Genomic DNA, 17,734 nt, shown 5'->3' on the forward strand with positions numbered 1-17,734 from the left:
GGTGCCCGCAAGGGCGCCTCGGGCGCTTCGCCGTGCCCGGAACGTGCGGTGAACGTGCCTGGAAGGGGGAGGCACGGCGGAGCGGTGGCGGAAGGGACGGCGCGGTTCCACTAACGTGCAGTCAGGAAGGGGGCCTGCCCGCTCGCGAATCCGCGTTCGGCACGGGCCATACCCATCGCGACCAAGGAGCCAAACCTGAACGCCTCAGCACAGCTCGCGGCAGCGGTCGTTCCGGCCGCCGGCCGCGGCGAGCGACTCGGCCCCGGCGCCCCCAAGGCGCTGCGCGAACTCGGCGGCGTCCCGCTGCTGGTGCACGCGGTCCGGGCGCTGGCCCGCAGCCGGGCGGTCGGCCTGGTGGTGGTGTGCGCACCGCCGGACGGCGTGGCGGAGGTCGTCGCGCTGCTGGACAGCCACGGCCTGGACGGCAAGGACGTCCGGGTGGTGCCCGGTGGTGCCAGCCGGCAGGAGTCGGTGCGGCTCGGCCTGGCCGCGATCCCGGCCGGCACCCCGGTGGTGCTGGTGCACGACGCGGCCCGCCCGCTGGTGCCCGTCGAGGTGGTGGACGCGGTGGCCGCCGCCGTCCGGGCGGGCGCCGGGGCGGTGGTGCCGGCGGTGCCGCTGGCCGACACCGTCAAGCGGGTCGAGCCGCAGCCGGCCGGCCCCGAGCCGGTGCTGGACACCCCCGACCGCTCCACGCTGCGCGCCGTGCAGACCCCGCAGGGCTTCGACCTGGCGGGCCTGCTCGCGGCGCACGAGAAGGCCGCCGCCGAGGGCGTCGAGGTGACCGACGACGCCGGGCTGATCGAGCGCTTCGGCGGCCGGGTGGTCGTGGTGCCCGGCCACGAGGAGGCGTTCAAGGTCACCCGCCCGCTGGACCTCGTCCTCGCCGAGGCCGTACTTGCCCGCCGGAGGGCCACCGATGCCTACTGAGAAGACCGCCCCGATCCTGCCGCGGATCGGCATCGGCACCGACGTGCACGCCTTCGAGGCCGGCCGGCCGCTGCGGGTGGCCGGGCTGGACTGGCCGGGCGAGACCGGCCTGGCCGGGCACTCGGACGCCGACGTGGCCGCGCACGCCGCCTGCGACGCGCTGTTCTCCGCCGCCGGGATCGGCGACCTGGGCGCGCACTTCGGCACCGACCGCCCCGAGTGGGCGGGCGCGGCCGGCGTGGCGCTGCTCGGCGAGGCCGCCCGGCTGGTGCGGGAGGCCGGGTTCGAGATCGGCAATGTGGCGATCCAGGTGATCGGCGTCCGCCCGAAGATCGGCAGGCGCCGCGCCGAGGCGCAGGCCGCGCTGTCCGCGGCGGTCGGCGCGCCGGTGTCGGTCTCCGGCACCACCACCGACGGCCTGGGCCTGACCGGCCGGGCCGAGGGACTCGCCGCGATCGCCACGGCGCTGGTCTACGAACGGCCCGCCGCCTAGCCTGAACTGACGGACAGTCAATTCGCTGGTGCGGGAGGAAACATGGGCGTCGGGCTCGACGACAACGTGAGGAAGCTGCTGGACGCGAAGAGCTTCGCGGTGGTCTCCACCGTGCAGCCGGACGGCAGCCCGCAGTCCTCGGTGGTGTGGGTGAAGCGGGACGGCGACGACATCCTGTTCTCCACCGTCCAGGGGCGGCGCAAGCACCTGAACCTGGTGCGGGACCCGCGAATCAGCGTGCTGATCAACCCGGCGGACAGCCCGTACCAGTACTTCGAGGCGCGCGGCGAGGTCACCATGACCACCGAGGGCGGCCGGGAACTGATCGACGAACTGTCCCGCAAGTACCGCGGCCAGGACTACGCGTGGGACGGGCCGGACGCGGTGCGGGTGGTGGTGCGGCTCAGCCCGCGCAAGGTGGTCGCCAACTTCTGAGCGGGGCGCGCCAAGTGGCCGGAAGGTGGCGGGGCACCCCCCGCCGCCCACTACTCTGGACGCTGTGAGCCTTCGCCTGTACGACACCATGACCCGCCAGGTACGCGACTTCGTCCCGCTGGTGCCGGGCTGTGTCTCGATCTACCTGTGCGGTGCCACCGTTCAGGCGCCCCCGCACATCGGGCACATCCGGTCCGGACTCAACTTCGACGTGATGCAGCGGTGGTTCCGCTACCGCGGCTACGAGGTCACCTTCGTCCGCAATGTCACCGACATCGACGACAAGGTGATCGCCAAGGGGCGCGAGCAGTCCACCGAGTGGTGGAAGATCGCGCACGCCAACGAGCGTGCGTTCAACGAGGGTTACGACGCCCTCGGCTGCCTGCCGCCGAGCGCGGAGCCGCGGGCCACCGGCCACGTGCCGGAGATGATCGAGATGATGCAGGGGCTGATCGAACGCGGCCACGCGTACGAGGCCGACGGCAACGTCTACTTCGCGGTCACCACGTACCCGGAGTACCTGGCGCTCTCCAACCAGGAGTTGGAGAACCTGCGGCAGCCCTCCGGCGACAACGAGACCGGCAAGCGCGACCCGCGCGACTTCGCGATGTGGAAGGCCGCCAAGCCCGGCGAGCCGAGCTGGGACACCCCGTGGGGCCGCGGCCGTCCCGGCTGGCACCTGGAGTGCTCGGCGATGGTGCACAAGTACCTGGGCAGCTCCTTCGACATCCACGGCGGCGGGCTGGACCTGATCTTCCCGCACCACGAGAACGAGATCGCCCAGTCCAAGGCGTACGGCGACGAGTTCGCCAACTTCTGGGTGCACAACGCCTGGGTCACCATGAGCGGCGAGAAGATGTCCAAGTCGCTGGGCAACTCGGTGCTGGTCTCCGAGATGGTGCAGCGCTGGCGGCCGATCGTGCTGCGCTACTACCTGGCCGGCCCGCACTACCGCTCGATGATCGAGTACAGCGAGGAGTCGCTGCGCGACGCCGAGACCGCGTTCGCCCGGATCGAGGGCTTCATCGAGCGCGCCGTCGAGCGCTGCGGCATGGTCGACGCCGCGCCCGAGGTGCCGCTGGCGTTCGCCGAGGCGATGGACGACGACCTGGGCGTGCCGCAGGCGCTGGCCGTGGTGCACACCGCCGTCCGGCAGGGCAACAGCGCGCTCGGCGCGGACGACAAGGAGTCCACCGCCGCCCGTCTCGCCGAGGTCCGGGCGATGCTCGGCGTGCTCGGCCTGGACCCGCTGGACGACTTCTGGGCCGGCAGCGGCAACCAGGGCGAGGAGCTCACCGGCGTGGTCGACTCGCTGGTCAAGCTGGTGCTGGAGCAGCGACAGGCGGCCCGCGCCCGCAAGGACTTCGCCACCGCGGACGCCATCCGCGACCAGCTCGGCCAGGCCGGGCTGGCGATCGAGGACACCCCGTCCGGCCCGCGCTGGACGATCAACCAGTAGCCCCTCGGGGCGCGTGGGGGCCGTACCTTTGTATGGGTGCGGCCCCCACGCACGAAGCAGACGCAGAGACAGGAAGTACAGCCATGGCCGGCAACAGCCAGCGCAGGAACCGCCGCAACCCCGGGTCGAAGAAGGGCGCGAGTGTCGGTACCGGCGGCCACAGCCGGAAGGCACTGCAGGGCAAGGGCCCGACGCCGCCCGGCGAGGCCCGCAAGGGGCACCCCAAGCAGCGTGCCGCCAACGCGGCGCTGAAGCGCGAGCGCGACGCCAAGTCCCGGGCCGGCATGCGTCGGGCCGGTGCCGGTTCGCGCAGCGGCCGCGGCGGCGCGGGCGCGGCCGAGCTGGTGGTGGGCCGCAACTCGGTGGTCGAGGCGCTGCAGGGCGGCGTGCCCGCGAACGCGCTGTACGTGCAGCAGTTCATCGACACCGACGACCGCGTCCGCGACGCCTTCCAGGCCGCCAACGAGCGCGGCGTCCCGCTGATGGAGGCCCCGCGCCCGCAGCTGGACCAGATGACCGGCGGCCTGAACCACCAGGGCCTGGTGCTCCAGGTCCCGCCGTACGAGTACGCGCACCCCGAGGACCTGCTGGACGAGGCCGCCAACCTCGGGCAGGACGCGCTGATCATGGCGCTGGACGGCGTCACCGACTCCCGCAACCTGGGTGCCGTGGTCCGTTCCGCCGCCGCGTTCGGCGCGCACGGCGTGGTGATCCCCGAGCGCCGCGCGGCCGGTATGACCGCCGGCGCCTGGAAGACCTCGTCCGGTGCGGCGGCCCGACTGCCCGTGGCCCGAGCCACCAACCTGACCCGCGCGCTGGAGGCCTACCAGAAGGCCGGTCTGATGGTGGTCGGCCTGGCCGCCGACGGCGAGGCCGAGATCGGTGACCTCGACGCGCTGACCGGCCCCGTGGTGATCGTGGCCGGCTCCGAGGGCAAGGGCCTGTCCCGGCTGGTGTCGGAGACCTGCGACCTGCGGGTGCGGATCCCGATGCCCGGCCAGACCGAGTCGCTGAACGCCGGTGTCGCCGCCGGCATCGTGCTGTACGAAGCGGCCCGGCTGCGCGCCAAGCGCTGACGGACCGTCGCGGCGCGTCGTTTTTGTGCGTCAACCGGTCGGGTCCGGTCGGACCCGACCGGATTTCTCATGATCACTTCAAAGCCCCGCCCGGAATCCACCCGGGAGAGTGTCCTCAAGGCCCGTCACCCGGTTAGAGGGGTGTGGACACCAGAACACCTCGGCGTTTCGGGCAGCGCTCCGCGGGGATAGACGACGGCCCGGGCCTCAACACGGTCCGGGTTCCGTCCGACCCGGCGAAGCTCAGCAGCACCCAGGCCAGTTTCCGGGTCAGGCTCTCCGGCCCGGTGACCGCATTGATCGACCGCCCGGCCGGTGCCGCCTTCGGCGACCCGTACAACCTGCAGCACGGCACCCGTCCGCTGGTCACCCCGCAGGTCGTGGTGCCCGCGGCGGCGGTGCCCACGCTGGCCGGGATCACCGCGGCCTCGGTCACCGGCACCGCGCCCCGCCGCAAGCCCCGGGTGGTCACCTGGAGCGGCCAGGCCGCGCCCGGCGACACCGCCGCCACCCAACTGCTCGAAGCCGTCCGGCTGAACACCGTCCCCGCCCCGGCGAAGGCCTTCGCCGAACAGGACACCCAGCAACTGCAGGCCGTCCCCCGGCAGTACGGGGCGGGCGCGGGCTCCGGGGCGGGCGCGGGCTCGGAGGAGTCCTCGCGGGTCGGTGTCGCCGAGCTGCTGGACGAGTCGGTGCGGGTCGGCGGGCACAGCTGGCAGCCCGAGGGCGAGCTGCCCGAGACACCGTCGCTCGGCGAGGGCTCCAAGCACGCCTGGTACCCCGGCCGCCGGGTCGACCTCGGCCTGGTGCTGCTGCCGCTGCGGGTGCTGCTCGGCTCGCTGTCGGTCTACGCCGGGTTCAGCAAGCTGTGCGACCCGGTGTACTTCGACGGCGGCGAGCGCGGCTCGATGATGCGCTGGCTGTCCTCGCTGCACCCCTGGGGGGTCGCCCGGCCGCTGCTGGACTTCGCCATGGCCCACCCGGTCGGAGCGGGCCTCGCGGTCTCCTTCGCGGAAATCGTGATCGGCGTGCTGTCCATCCTGGGCCTGTGGCAGCGGCTCGCCGCAGGCGGTGCGATGGCGCTGTCGGCGGCGCTGCTGTTCACCGTCAGCTGGAAGGCGGTGCCGGCCTACGACACCCCCGACCTGATCTTCCTCGCGGCCTGGAGCCCGCTGCTGATGGCCGGCGCCCCGTTCGCCTCGCTGGACGGCCGGATCGCCCTGGAGGCGTTCCGCCGCCACGGGCCCACCGAACCCGGCGCGGTCCGGCGACGGATGCTGCGCCGCCGCTCGGTGGTCACCGCCGTGGTGGTCGGCCTGACCCTGCTGACCGGCTCGCTGCTGGGCGCCGCCGTCCGTACCGGCCGCACCCAGACACCCGTGCACCCGCCGACGGACTACGGCTCCCCGGTCTGGCCGAGCAACGGACCGTCGCCCTCCCCGGCCGCCTCGACCTCGGCGCCGTCCCAGGGCCCCACCAAGGTCTCGCCCTCGCCCTCTCCCTCGCCCAGCCGCAGCAGCAGCGGCAAGCCCAAGCCGAGTGCCGGCACGTCCGGCAGCTCCAGCCCGGCGCCGCACGCCGGGGCCGGGGCGGGGGGCAGCACCGGCGGCACGAGCGGTTCCGGCGGCGGCACGGGCACCGGCGGCGCCGGAACGGGCGGTGCACCCAGCAGCCCGCGCTCGCAGCCCTCGCACGGGGTGATCGGCGGCCTCCTTGGCAGTGGGCCGCCGCTGCTGGAGCTCGGCATGCGGCCGACGGGCGCCGGCGGGACGGCCTGACGGCGGGCCGACGTACGGCGGGGCCCCTTCCGGGAGATCTTCCCGGAGGGGGCCCTTTCGTCGGTCTGGCGGGTGGGCGCGACACCGTGGGCGCGAAACCGGGGGGCGCGAAGCTGGGGCGCGGGGACTGCGCGACAAGCCAAGCACCCGTCAGCGAGGTCGCGATCAAGCGCAGGTCATTGCCCTGCGTTGCGAGCTTGCTGACGGGTGCCTTCCGTCTCGCGCGGTTCTCTGTGCCCCGGCTGTCAGCCGACCACGCCTGCTGCGAAGGAACCGTCGCAGACCGGGCGGGCGAAGGAGCGGGCGCGCTGGACGTCGCCCTGGTACTTCTTCACCGCGGCGCGGCCGAGTTCGCCGGCCAGGGCGCTGCAGTACGGGGTGAGGGAGGGCTTCTCGCGCATGGTGCGCTCCAGCAGGTCGAGCGCGGTGCCCGGGTTGTGGTTCTTCAGCTCCTCCATCAGATCGACCCGGAGCGCGTCCTGCGCGGCCAGGCCCTGGGTGTTGGGGGAGGTGGAGGTCCGGCCGATGGTGCCGTCCCCGCTGGATGCCGCGACCACCTGCTGATCCAGGCCCGTCGGCGGGGCCCACGGGACCCGGGTGACGGCGAGAGTGCCGGTGGTCACCAGGATCACCGGCAGGGTGAGGGCAACGGTCTGGCCGATTCGGCGAACGAGCTGTTTCACGCACAGGAGAGTAGCGGTGCGTGGCGGAATGGGCGCGCCGCGTTACCCCAACGAGTGACCGCTGTCCTGTTTTGTTCCGCCATCAGGTTGACGCGGGGCCCCGGCCCGGGAATGGCGGAACCCCCTGCCGACCGCGTGGGCAGGGGGTTCCGGTGCGCTCGTCGGTGACGGCGGCGAGGGGTCAGCGGCTGAGGCGCTCGCCGGTGGTGGCGAAGACGTGGGTCTCGTTGCCGACCGGGACGACGTGGATGGTCTCGCCGCGCTGCGGGATCTCACGGCTGTGCACGCGCACCACGATGTCCTTGTCCTGGCCCGACACCTGGGTGGTGCCGTACACGAAGCCGTCCGCTCCGAGCTCCTCGACCACGTTGACGGTGACCGCGACGCCCTCGACGCCGCCGGCCGGGACCACCTGGAAGTGCTCGGGGCGGATGCCCACCACGACGTTCTTCGCCTGGCCGGCCTTCGACAGGTCCTCGCGGTCGATGTTGATCACCGAGCCGCCGAACTTGACGCCGCCGTCCACCAGCGGAACCTCGACCAGGTTCATCGCCGGGGAGCCGATGAAGCCGGCCACGAACAGGTTGGCGGGCTTGTCGTACATGGCACGCGGGGCGTCGACCTGCTGGAGCACGCCCTTGTCGAGCACCGCGACGCGGTCGCCCATGGTCATGGCCTCGGTCTGGTCGTGGGTGACGTAGACCGTGGTGATGCCCAGGCGGCGCTGCAGGCCGGCGATCTGGGTGCGGGTGGAGACGCGGAGCTTGGCGTCCAGGTTCGACAGCGGCTCGTCCATCAGGAAGACCTGCGGCTGGCGGACGATCGCGCGGCCCATCGCGACACGCTGGCGCTGACCGCCGGAGAGCGCCTTCGGCTTGCGGTCCAGGTACTCGGTCAGGTCGAGGATCTTGGCGGCCTCCTCGACCTTGGTGCGGATGTCCGCCTTGTTGACGCCGGCGATCTTCAGGGCGAAGCCCATGTTCTCGGCGACGGTCATGTGCGGGTACAGCGCGTAGTTCTGGAACACCATCGCGATGTCCCGGTCCTTCGGCGGCAGGTGGGTCACGTCGCGGTCGCCGATGCGGATGGCGCCGTCGTTCACGTCCTCCAGGCCGGCCAGCATGCGCAGGGAGGTGGACTTGCCACAGCCGGAGGGGCCGACCAGGACGAGGAACTCGCCGTCGCCGATCTCCAGGTCGAGCGCGTCGACCGACGGCTTGTCGGCACCCGGGTAGACACGGGTGGCCTTGTCGTACGTCACAGAAGCCATGCTGCTTCGCTCCTTCACCGGCAGGAACGTGCCGGACGATCCGAGTAAAGGTGGAGTTGTCCCGGCCGCCCCGAGTGGTCTGGACCACCGACCCCGGCGCGGCTCCTCGTGACGGTACCTGCCGACTCCTTCTTTTGTCAGCCCTCGCCCGCCCCCGACTTCCGCATCGATCCGGTCACGACCCCCACCGCCCGCACCCGCCCCCGTCCCGGCAACCGCCCGCATCCCCCCGCCCCCGCCCGGTACACTGCCCACTGGTGCCGACGCGTATCCCGCGGACGGCCACCACGCCTCCTTAGCTCAGCTGGCCAGAGCACCGCTCTTGTAAAGCGGGGGTCGTCGGTTCGAACCCGACAGGGGGCTCCCCGCGTCACCCCGGATGAGCTGCAGCTTTGGTCTTCTGGGGGCTTGATCACCGGCCTCGGACGACTCGTCCGGGGCCGTTTGCGTGAGCGGGGGGATGGCGCGCAGGGGGGTATCGCGTCGGCCTGCCCGCGTTCGGGGTGGTCGGTATGATGACTGGTATGGCAACGAAGAAGTACACGGTGACGCTGCCGGAGGAGCTGGCGGAGGAGATCCGCGCCGAGGTGGGGTCGGGCGGGTTCAGCCGGTACGTCGCGCAGGCCATAGAGCGTCAGCGCGAGCGAGACCACCTGCACGAGTTCGTCGGCTGGTGGGAGGGTGAGCACGGTGAGGTGACTGACGCGGAGCTGGCGCTCGCTGAGGCCGAAAGGCTCGCGCTGCAACGGCAGCACGCGGAGCGCAAGGCTCGTTCTGTGCCGCATCGCAAGGCGGGTTGATGTCCGAGCTCGTCTACCTGCTCGATAGTGAGGGCTTGTCTCAAGCCGTTCTCGGGCACCGTGCGATGGGTGCCCGGTTGAAGGATGCGGATCGCTCCGGCATCCGGGTCGTGACCACGTCGATGACGCTCATCGAGGCCTATCACGGGCGCGTCAAGAAGGCCGCCTGGACATGGACCCTCTCCAAGATCGCCATCGAGCCGGTGACCAGGGAGATCGCAGGGGAGGCGATCGAGCTGCTGGAGACCGCCGGTCTGCACGGGCACAAGTACGCCATCGACGCAGCTCTTGCCGCTGTGGCGCTGCGTCAGCGTGGCGATGTCGCGATCTTCACATCCGACGAGGAGGACATGAGACTCCTCTGCGGAGATCGTGTCGTGGTCAGAGGGATCTGACGTCGGAGTGACCTGGATGCGGGCTGGGCGGGGGAGCGGCTGTCGGGCGGCTCTGTTGCGTGAGCGATGCGTGAGCGGACGGGGCCGGCCCTTCGGGGTTGGTGGGGTCAGGCGCTTTCGGTGGCGGCGATCAGGGCGTGGATCTCGGCGATCTGTTTGACGTTGGCGTTGGCGAGGCTGGCCAGGGCGGTGTGCCAGGCGGCGACGGCTTCGCGGTGGCGGCCGAGATCGCGCAGGACGAGGCCGTGGATGTGTTCGGCGAGGCCGGTGCCGTAGCCCTCGGAGATGGAGGTGGTCCAGTCGAGGAGCTCGTGGCAGGCCGTCAGGGCTTCGGCGAGGCGGCCCTGTCGGCGGAGGGCGTCGATCCGGCCCTTCTGGGCTTCGAGGCGGAAGTCCCAGGGGGCGGTGCCGGGCGGGAAGGCGAGGGCGGCGTCGAAGTAGTGGATGGCCTCGTCGTGGGCATCGAGTCGGAGGTAGGCGTAGCCGATGTTGGCCAGGCCGGAGACTTCGGCCGCGGTCATGCCGACGCTGCGGCCGGCCTCGATGCTGCGGCGGTGGTAGGCGATGGCCAGGTGCGGGTCGGTGGCCTCGACCAGGTTGCCGAGGTTGCAGTAGACGGTGGCCGCGCCGGAGGCGTCGCCGTACTCCTCGGCGAGTCCGGCGACGTGTTCCAGGACGGTCCGGGCCTCTTCGGTGCGGCCCAGGGAGGAGAGCAGCGCGCCGCGGTTGGCGGCGGCGTTGCGTTCCCGGTGCCGGTCGCCGAGCTGCCGCCACAGCGTCTCGCTCTGCTCGATCAGGTCGAGCGCGGGCAGGTAGTGGCCGACGTCGAAGTGCGCGCCGGCCAGGTCGCCGAGTGCGTACGCCTCGGCGGGGGAGTCGCCCGCTTGCCTGGCCACCCGCAGGGCGGTGCGGTTGAGCTGGGCGAGTTCCGGGTGGCGGCCGCGGGTGCGGAGATAGGGGAAGAGCCCCCGCACCAGCGGGAGCAGGTGTCCGGCGGCCCACGCTTCGTCGGCCAGCCGGTCCACCAGGACCAGCAGGTTGCCGTACTCGGTGTCGCCGAAGGCCAGCGCGGCGTCCCGGTCGAGTTCCGCGCCGGGGGCGACGGCAGGCAGGTTTCGGTCCGGGTGCTTGGCCGCGTCCAGGGCCAGCGTCACGGCGGACGCCGCGGCCAGGTACCAGTCGAGTGCGGCGCGGGTGAGCCGGATGCGCTGCTCGGGGTCGGCGGTGAGTTCGCGGGCGTAGTCGCGGACCAGGTCGTGCGGCACGTAGCGGTCGAGTCGCGGCTCGTCGAGCAGGGCGACCTCGGTGAGGCGGTCGAGGGCGGCGGCGGCCTGGGCGGGGGTGAGGCCGAGGACGCCGGCCAGCAGGGGGGCGGTGTATTCGGGCAGGTCGAGGGCGCCGACGGCGAGCAGGGCGTCGGCGGCGCGCCGGTCGGGCCGGCGGGTGGAGTCGCGCAGCGAGTCGTGGGTCAGGGCGAGCGACTGGCGGATGCTCAGGTCGTCGAGTTCGAGTTCGTCGAGGCGGTCCGCGCCTTCCTCCAGCCGGCCGACCAGTCCCCGGACCGGCAGGGTGCGGCGGGCGGCCAGCCGGGCGCCGACGATCCGCAGGGCGAGCGGGAGGCGGCCGCACAGGTGGACCAGCCGGGCCAGGTCGGCCTGTTCGATGGCGACCACGGCGCGGTCGGCGGTGGCGCGGCCCGCGGTGCGTTCGACCAGGGCGATGCTCTCGCGTTCGGAGAGGGTGTCCAGGCGCAGGTGGAGGGCGCCGTCCAGGGCGAGCATCGGGGTGCGGCCGGTGATCAGTACGGCGCAGCCAGGCCCGGCCGGTAGCAGGGGCCGGACCTGGGTGAGGTCGGCGGCGTCGTCCAGCAGCAGCAGGGTGCGGGTGCCGGAGAGGGTGGTGCGCAGCAGCGCGGCGGCGGTGTCCGGGTCCTCGGGCAGCGCGGAGGATTCGATGCCGAGGCCGCGCAGCAGGGCGGTGAGCGCGGGCAGGGCGCCCAGTGGGGTCAGGCCGGGGGTGGCGCCGCGCAGGTTCAGGAACAGCTGCCCGTCCGGGAATTCCTCGCGCAGCGCGTTGGCGCAGGCCAGGGCGAGGGCGGACTTGCCGACGCCGGCCATGCCGCTCAGGACGGCCACGGCGGGCCGGCCGGTGCGGGTCAGCAGGGCGCTGCGCAGGGTGGCGAGCTGGTCCTCGCGGCCGAGGAAGTGCGCGGGCGGGGAGGGGAGTTGGGCCGGTCTCGGGCGGCTTCCGGAGGGCTCGGCGGCCGGGGCCTGCGGGTCGGCGAGGATGCGCCGGTGCACCTCCTGGACGGCGGGGCCGGGCTCGATGCCCAGTTCGTCGACCAGGGTGCGGCGCAGCCGCTGGTACACGGCGAGGGCCTGGGCGCGCCGTCCGGTCTGGTCGAGGGCCTGCATGAGCTGGCCGTGGAAGGCCTCGCGCAGCGGGAGTTCGCCGACCAGGCCGGTGAGTTCGGCGATCAGGCCGTGCGGGCGGCCCTGGCGCAGTTCGGCGTCGAAGCGCCACTCCAGGGCCTGCAGTCGCTTCTCGCGCCACTGTTCGAGTTGGGCGGCGTGGTCGGCGGCCGGTTCCGGGACGTCGGCGAGCGGTTCGCCGCGCCACAGGTCCAGGGCGGCGGCGGTTTCGGCCAGGACCTGCGGGAGGTTCCCGGCCTGGTGGGCGGTGTGGGCCCGGTGCACCGCCCGTTCGAAGCGGAGGGTGTCCAGTTCGTCCTCGGCGACGTCCAGCCGGTAGCCGCCGGGGACGGCCCGCAGGCGTTGTCCGGGTTCGTCGCCGAGTGCGCGGCGCAGCCGGGCGACCAGGTTGCGGAGCGAGGCTTCGGCGGTGGCGGGGGCGTGGGCGCCCCACAGGGTGTCGATCAGGCGATCGAGCGAGACCGGCCGGTTGGCGTGCAGCAGCAGGACGGCGAGCAGGGCGCGGGCCTTGGGGCCGCGGACCGGGCAGTCCTGCCCGCCGTCCTGCGCCAGCAGACTGCCGAGCAATCCGAACCGCACCCGTGTGCTCCCCGTGCCGCGTGCAGGTCCCGCCGGCTGCCCACCGGTGCACGTGAGGGAGATGTTAGCTGCCGGTTATCGGCCCACCGCAGGCTGTTCTCACCGGAACGCGACCGGGACGAGGTACTCGGACCGACGACCGAGTCGTGGACCGTCCACCCGCCGGCGGCCGGCCCACGGGCCCGCCGTTCTCCTGGCCGTACCGAGCTGCTCCGGTACGGCACGGGGGTTGACGGAAGGGGGTGGCACGGCGGCAGGGGGGCCGTCGTGCTTGGGGGGCTTCGGAGCGGTACCCGCGGGGGGCGGGTACCGCTCCGACGCGCGTTCAGGACAGGAGCAGCGGCATGTCCCAGTCGTGCGGGGTGCCGCCGGAGGCGTAGGAGTCCAGGGCGAGTGCGACGCCGGCGGCGCCGTCCAGGTAGCCGGAGACGTCGGAGGCGAACGGCTTGGCGGTCATGCTGAAGCGCAGGCCGAACGGGGCGTCCGGGTCGAAGGCGTCGATCAGTCGGGCGGCGATCAGGTCGCGCCGCTGTTCGATCTGCGGATCCGCGAAGTGCTCGTTCAGGCGGCCCAGTTGGTGCAGGGTGCCGGCCCAGCCGTGGCACAGGGCGTGGTCGGTGATGCCCCAGTCGTCGAGCGGGAGGGTGAGCAGTCGTTCCACCGAGCCGCGGGCGGTCGCCGTCCAGTCGGGGCGGTCGAGGACGGCCCCGGCGACCTGCAGGGCGCGGGAGACGCCGGGCGCCCCGTAGCACCAGGACGGCCAGCTGGCGGGCTTCCGGTAGGCGTCGGGGCCGGCCAGGTACTCGGTGAGGTTCAGGAAGCCCGGCCAGTACGGGCCGTGTTCGTCCCGCACCGCCCAGCGGACCAGCAGGTCGGCGGCGCTCTCCAGTGCCTCCTGGTGGCCGGGCAGCCGGATGCCGTCCCGCCAGGCCAGTGCGAGCAGCATCAGCGGGCCCGGGACGCCGTGCGACAGGCCCAGGTTGAGGTGGCCGTCGGGCAGTAGGTGTTCGGAGCCGATCCGCGGCGAGTCCAGCGCCCACCAGCGCGGGACGCGTACTCCGCGGTGCTCGGTCTCGCCGCGGGCCAGCTCGATCAGGTAGCCGAGGACGGTCTCCAGTTCCTCGCCGCAGGTCTCGGCGCGGGCCAGCAGGTACCGGCCGACGCCGGTCATCCCGCGCACCACCTCGTAGTGGCCGATGGTGGTCAGCGGCCCGTCCGGCACGGCGGGCATCGCGGTGTGCACCAACTGTCGCTGGTAGGCGTCCAGTCGGTGCAGGGCGGTGGTGTAGCCGCCGGTGGCCCGGTTGGCGATCAGCACGGCGAAGGCCAGTGCCCCGGGGCCCTTGAAGATTCCGCTGGGTGTGGTGCTGCCGTCGGCGGCGGCCCGGGTGGCGACGGCGAGCCAGCCGTGTGCCCGCGCCGTCCGGTCGGTGCCGGGCCGGGCGCCGCCGCTGAACGCCAGCGACAGGCCCGGGCTGCCGCTGCCGAGCGTCAGTTCCGCCCACACGCCCTCCGCCACCCCGTCGTCGGCGGCCTCGGCGGGGATTCGGGTGGCGGCGATGGTGGCGGCCGGGTCGGCGAGTCTGTCGAGGATCCGGTCGGACATCACCCCGGCCGCCTCGCGCAGCTCGGCCCGGTGCGTCGACGGTGCGGTGGGTTCGGTGACGGTCAACGGGGGCTCCGGGTGGTGGGGACGGTGACGGGGCGGCGGTGGCGGGGCGTCACGAGGTGCCGCCCGCGTGGGCCCGGCGGCCCAGCAGGGCGCGGGCCGCGCCGCGCAGGACGGCGTAGCCGCGGGCCTCGGCGGCCGGGTCGGTGCCGAACAGGCGGTTGTGGCGCATGTGCAGCAGCGACATCAGCGCCTCGTCGCGGTCGGCCTCGGGCGCGGCCAGCAGCAGCCGGCCGAAGGCGCGCGGCGCGGGGGAGTCCGTCCAGAGTGTGCCCAGGGCGGGGACGCCGAGCAGTTCGGCGGCGTGCCGGGCGGCGTCGCCGGGGCGGATCAGCCGGTCGGTCAGGGCGCGGTGGCGCTGGTAGACCTGGTGGTCGGGGCCCTTGGTGAACAGGTGGTCGGCCCAGCCGCACCAGTCCCAGTCGCCGAGCGAGTCCAGCAGCACGGCGTGGCCGACGGCGGCCAGCACCTCGTCCGGCACGGCGGCCGCTCCGGCGCGGCGGGCCTGCAACTGGAGGACGGCGGACTGGCTGTCGGTCAGGAACAGCTCCTCGGCGGCCTGCTGGGCGTCCGGCCCGAGGTAGCGGTCGGTCTCCGGCCGGTACACGTCCAGCGCCATGGTGCGCAGCGCGCCGGTGCCGATCAGCTGCCGGACGCGGCGGCCGAGCGCGGGCAGCACCCGGCCGTTCAGGACGGTGGGGTCGCCGTGCAGGCGCAGCCGCAGGTGCGGTTCGGGGTCGCGGTAGCGCAGGAAGAACCAGCGGTCGATGTCCTCGCCGAAGTCGGCGAGCAGCGCGGGCAGATGGTCGGCGAGCAGCGTCTCGTGCGCCGACGGGTCGGCGTACAGCTTGACGAACAGCCAGTCCTCGCCGGGCAGATGGACGGCGGTCGGGGTGAGGCGCAGCGCCGACCTGGCGAGCGGCGGGTGCTCGTCGGCGGCGGGTTCCGGCGCGGGGGCGCGGAACAGCGGGACGACGATCTCGGTGCTGTGGCCGTGGTTCCAGCCGAGGCCGGCGCCGTCCGCGGTGAGGTCCTGGTAGAGCTGGAACCGCGGTTCGGGGGCGGTGAGTTCGGCGCGCAGCAGCTCGGCGTCCCAGGTCTCGCGCAGGTCGATCGGGAACATCCGGTCGTTGCTGGCGATCTGCAGCCGGTCGGGCACCCGGAAGCGTTCGCGCCACTCGCGCAGGCCCTGTGCCCAGGCGGCCGGCCCGGCGGTGCGGGCGGCGTCGCGCAGGCGGCGGCCGGGCAGCCAGCGGCGCGGGGTGGTGAGGACGCGGCCGTAACGGACGGCGGGCAGGTAGGGCAGGGTGTCCAGGCCCGCCCAGTCCCAGCCGGACCACACCCGGGGGCGGGCGGCGGCCAGGTCGGACAGGAAGCGGGCGACCGGCGGGGCCTGCCCGTCCAGGGCGAGCATGTGCGGGAAGACCGGGACGACCTGGCGGCCGGTCTCCGGGTGCAGCAGGCGCAGCCCGTCCTCGCCGGCGGCGACCAGCAGGGTGCGCCAGTCCAGGCAGTGCGGGTCGCCGCGGTCGGCGGGTACCCCGATCGGCAGGCGGTGCGGCAGCAGCTGCGGCACCTGGACGATGTTCAGCGAGCGCGGGTCGCGCGGGGCCAGTTCGACCTGGACGGGCAGCACTGCGTTCTCGGGGGACCCGGCGGACTCGTCGGGCCCGGCGGCGAGCGCGGCGAGGCCGTCCGTCAGCCCGGCCAGGTCGGCGAACCGGCCGGCGGTGGCGCCGGCCGTCCAGGAGCCGATGTGCGGGCTGCCGAGCAGCAGGAACTCGCCGCGGTCGAGGGCGTCGGTGGAGTCGGCGAGCAGCTGGAAGCAGAGTTCCAGGGTGCGCGGCGGGCGGCTGCTGCCCGGGGTGTGGCCGGCGGCGTCGGCGAGCCGGGCGATGTCGGCGTCGTCCAGCACCAGGTCCCGGCCGGACATGACGGCCTGCTGGACGAGCTCGGCGACGGCGTTGCGGCGCGAGCGGTCGGCGTCGTCGCCGGGCCCGGACCGCGAGTGCGTGGGCAGCGCGCCGCCGTACTCGGACGGCAGGCCGAGGCCGCGGTGCGGGTCGGCGAGGTCGCCGAGCGGGACGGCGCTCGCGGTGCCGTAGCGCTCCACGAACCGCTCCCGGTAGTCGCGCAGGTGCTCCAGCGAGGTCCACTCGGGCGTGATCGCCCAGATCGCGGCGGCGTACCGGCGCACCTCCTCGCCGATCGCCTCGGGCAGCACCAGATCGGTGGGCATCCGCAGATCCACCTGGACGGGCGGCCGCTCCCCGGCCCGGTCCTGCGGGTCGAGCGCCCGGACCTCGCGCAGCAGCGCCCGCCAGGACTCCAGCCCCTCGCCGGGCCGGTCGCGCTCATGGACGGCCGCAGCGGCGCGGACGGCGCGCAGCCCCTCGGCGGCGCCGGGCACCGCCCCTTCGACGGCGGACTCGATCCGGGTCAGCAGGGCGTCGTCGATCCGGTGCGGGGTCAGCGAGGTCAGCAGGAAACCGTGCTGGACGAGTCCGGCCAGCAGCGCGTCGATCCGTTCGGCGGGCAGCTGCGGGAAGCGCCCGGTCAGGTCGTCCAGCAGCGCGGCGTACCCGACCGGCCGGGCCGCCAGTTCGCGCACCCGGGCCACCAGCGCGTTGTCCCGCACCGAGAGCTCGCGTTCGCCGGTGTGCCGCAGCAGGCGGCCGTCACGCAGCACGGACAGGTCGTCCAGCACCACCTCGACCCGGCGGCGGACCTCCGGCACGGCCAGCCAGGCCAGCACCCGGCGGTGCAGCCAGCCGCCGTCCAGCCGCACCCGGACCTGGCCGGCCCCGGCGGGCGAGGACTTCGCGGCGGCCCCGAAGCTCGCCCGGCCGACGCCCGCGAACAGGCCGAACGGGGTGGGCCGGCCGCCCGAGCGGCGGGCGTAGCGGGTCAGGGTGCGGGCGGCGCTGACGGTCCGCTTGCGGCCGAGCGCGGCCGCGCCGTCGGGCTCGCCGAGGCGCTGCAGGCTGAGCGCGAGGCTGCCGCTGGCGACCTCGACGGCCTGCCGCAGCAGCGGGTTCGCGGCCAGTCGGCGCACCCCTGGGACAGGGTCGTCCGGGTCGATCCGGGCCTCGGCGCCGGTCCGGGGCGTGCTGGCCATCCGCACCAGCACCGGCTCGCGGATCTCGAACAGGTCCTGCTCAGGTCGCACGTTCGTGGTGTCCCTCACGGTCGGAAACGGCGGGCGTCCGCAGGCATCGGCGGGCACCGGCGGGAATCTGCGGGAATCTGCGGGAATCTGCGGAAACGAAGAACGCGGGGCGGGCCGCAGCCCGCCCCGCGCAAGTGGTCTACCGACGTGACGTCAGCAGCAGGTGGGGCAGCGGGTGCCGATGGCGTAGCTGCTCGGGGAGGTGTAGGTGCCCTGGCCGAACGCCTGGGTCTCCTCCGAGACCTCCGCGATGCGAAGGTCGAGGTCGAGGTCGCTGTCCTGCTGCACGAGGATCTCGTTACGCATGTTCCCCTCCAGAGGGCTCGTCGGTTCGGCCGGAACGGTGTCCCGGCCGGAGCGCCGGCTGCGAACGGGGGTTCGCTTTCGGCGCCGAGGTCAACTTTTCCCGGCTTCCCACCATGTGGTGAGTGCTCTCCTGGCCAACCTGTCGGCGCCTGCCCGCCGGGCGGCCGCCGGCCGCCCTCACGGCCCGTGCCACCTGCGGTTCCTCGGCGATCGGCCGGTCGGCCGGGCCCGACCGGGCGGGTACGCACCTTGTCCATTTC

The 17,734-nt window shown here is 73.8% G+C and carries 14 protein-coding genes and 1 tRNA gene; 9 read left to right on the forward strand and 6 right to left on the reverse strand.

Annotation, left to right across the window (positions count from 1 at the left end; translation table 11 throughout):
- Positions 1–168: 168 nt before the first annotated feature.
- The 6 genes from ispD (at position 169) to ACFV18_RS17965 (ending at position 6,171) form a co-directional block, all read left to right on the forward strand.
- Positions 169–930, forward strand: a complete 762-nt coding sequence (gene ispD, locus ACFV18_RS17940; RefSeq protein ID WP_380484483.1) for a 2-C-methyl-D-erythritol 4-phosphate cytidylyltransferase — start codon at positions 169–171, stop codon at positions 928–930.
- Positions 920–1,423, forward strand: a complete 504-nt coding sequence (gene ispF / locus ACFV18_RS17945) for a 2-C-methyl-D-erythritol 2,4-cyclodiphosphate synthase (protein WP_380484198.1) — start codon at positions 920–922, stop codon at positions 1,421–1,423. Before ispD ends, ispF begins: the two co-directional genes overlap by 11 nt.
- A 42-nt stretch (positions 1,424–1,465) precedes the next feature.
- Positions 1,466–1,858: a PPOX class F420-dependent oxidoreductase gene (locus tag ACFV18_RS17950; protein WP_380484200.1), complete on the forward strand. Its 393-nt coding sequence runs from the start codon at positions 1,466–1,468 to the stop codon at positions 1,856–1,858.
- 64 nt (positions 1,859–1,922) lie between these two features.
- Positions 1,923–3,317: a cysteine--tRNA ligase gene (cysS, locus tag ACFV18_RS17955; RefSeq protein WP_380484202.1), complete on the forward strand. Its 1,395-nt coding sequence runs from the start codon at positions 1,923–1,925 to the stop codon at positions 3,315–3,317.
- Positions 3,318–3,400: 83 nt separating this feature from the next.
- Positions 3,401–4,393: a 23S rRNA (guanosine(2251)-2'-O)-methyltransferase RlmB gene (gene rlmB / locus ACFV18_RS17960; protein WP_380484204.1), complete on the forward strand. Its 993-nt coding sequence runs from the start codon at positions 3,401–3,403 to the stop codon at positions 4,391–4,393.
- A gap of 287 nt (positions 4,394–4,680) precedes the next feature.
- Positions 4,681–6,171 carry a DoxX family protein gene (locus tag ACFV18_RS17965; RefSeq protein WP_380484206.1) on the forward strand — a complete coding sequence of 497 codons (1,491 nt, stop codon included), beginning with the start codon at positions 4,681–4,683 and terminating at the stop codon, positions 6,169–6,171.
- A 245-nt stretch (positions 6,172–6,416) separates the two neighbouring features.
- Here the strand turns inward: ACFV18_RS17965 and ACFV18_RS17970 are convergent, their stop codons facing one another.
- Together ACFV18_RS17970 and ACFV18_RS17975 are read right to left on the reverse strand one after the other, a co-directional pair.
- Positions 6,417–6,854, reverse strand: a complete 438-nt coding sequence (locus ACFV18_RS17970; protein WP_380484208.1) for a hypothetical protein — start codon at positions 6,852–6,854, stop codon at positions 6,417–6,419.
- 181 nt (positions 6,855–7,035) lie between these two features.
- Positions 7,036–8,124, reverse strand: coding sequence for an ABC transporter ATP-binding protein (locus tag ACFV18_RS17975; protein ID WP_380484210.1), 1,089 nt, complete (start codon positions 8,122–8,124; stop codon positions 7,036–7,038).
- A gap of 289 nt (positions 8,125–8,413) precedes the next feature.
- Between ACFV18_RS17975 and ACFV18_RS17980 the strand changes: the two genes are divergently transcribed.
- From ACFV18_RS17980 to ACFV18_RS17990, 3 genes are all read left to right on the forward strand, one after another.
- Positions 8,414–8,487, forward strand: a tRNA-Thr gene (locus ACFV18_RS17980).
- Positions 8,488–8,648: 161 nt separating this feature from the next.
- On the forward strand, positions 8,649–8,924 hold the full coding sequence (locus ACFV18_RS17985) for a hypothetical protein (protein WP_380484212.1): 276 nt from the start codon (positions 8,649–8,651) through the stop codon (positions 8,922–8,924).
- Positions 8,924–9,319, forward strand: coding sequence for a PIN domain-containing protein (locus tag ACFV18_RS17990; RefSeq protein WP_380484214.1), 396 nt, complete (start codon positions 8,924–8,926; stop codon positions 9,317–9,319). Before ACFV18_RS17985 ends, ACFV18_RS17990 begins: the two co-directional genes overlap by 1 nt.
- Before the next feature lie 107 nt (positions 9,320–9,426).
- On the opposite strand, the gene ACFV18_RS17995 is transcribed toward ACFV18_RS17990, so the two are convergent.
- The 4 genes from ACFV18_RS17995 to lanA form a co-directional block, all read right to left on the reverse strand.
- Entirely contained in the window at positions 9,427–12,330 is a 2,904-nt protein-coding gene (locus ACFV18_RS17995; protein WP_380484216.1) for a BTAD domain-containing putative transcriptional regulator, read from the reverse strand.
- A 325-nt stretch (positions 12,331–12,655) separates the two neighbouring features.
- Complete coding sequence (locus tag ACFV18_RS18000; RefSeq protein WP_380484218.1) at positions 12,656–14,002, reverse strand: lanthionine synthetase C family protein; 1,347 nt, start codon at positions 14,000–14,002, stop codon at positions 12,656–12,658.
- Positions 14,003–14,051: 49 nt separating this feature from the next.
- The gene (locus ACFV18_RS18005; RefSeq protein ID WP_380484485.1) at positions 14,052–17,117 is read right to left on the reverse strand and encodes a lantibiotic dehydratase; all 3,066 of its coding nucleotides are present in this window, start codon (positions 17,115–17,117) and stop codon (positions 14,052–14,054) included.
- A gap of 204 nt (positions 17,118–17,321) precedes the next feature.
- Positions 17,322–17,474, reverse strand: coding sequence for an SCO0268 family class II lanthipeptide (gene lanA, locus ACFV18_RS18010; RefSeq protein WP_380484221.1), 153 nt, complete (start codon positions 17,472–17,474; stop codon positions 17,322–17,324).
- Between the last annotated feature and the right edge of the window lie 260 nt (positions 17,475–17,734).

The sequence above is a fragment of the Kitasatospora sp. NPDC059673 genome (assembly GCF_042734215.1).
In the GTDB taxonomy this organism is placed as follows: domain Bacteria; phylum Actinomycetota; class Actinomycetes; order Streptomycetales; family Streptomycetaceae; genus Kitasatospora.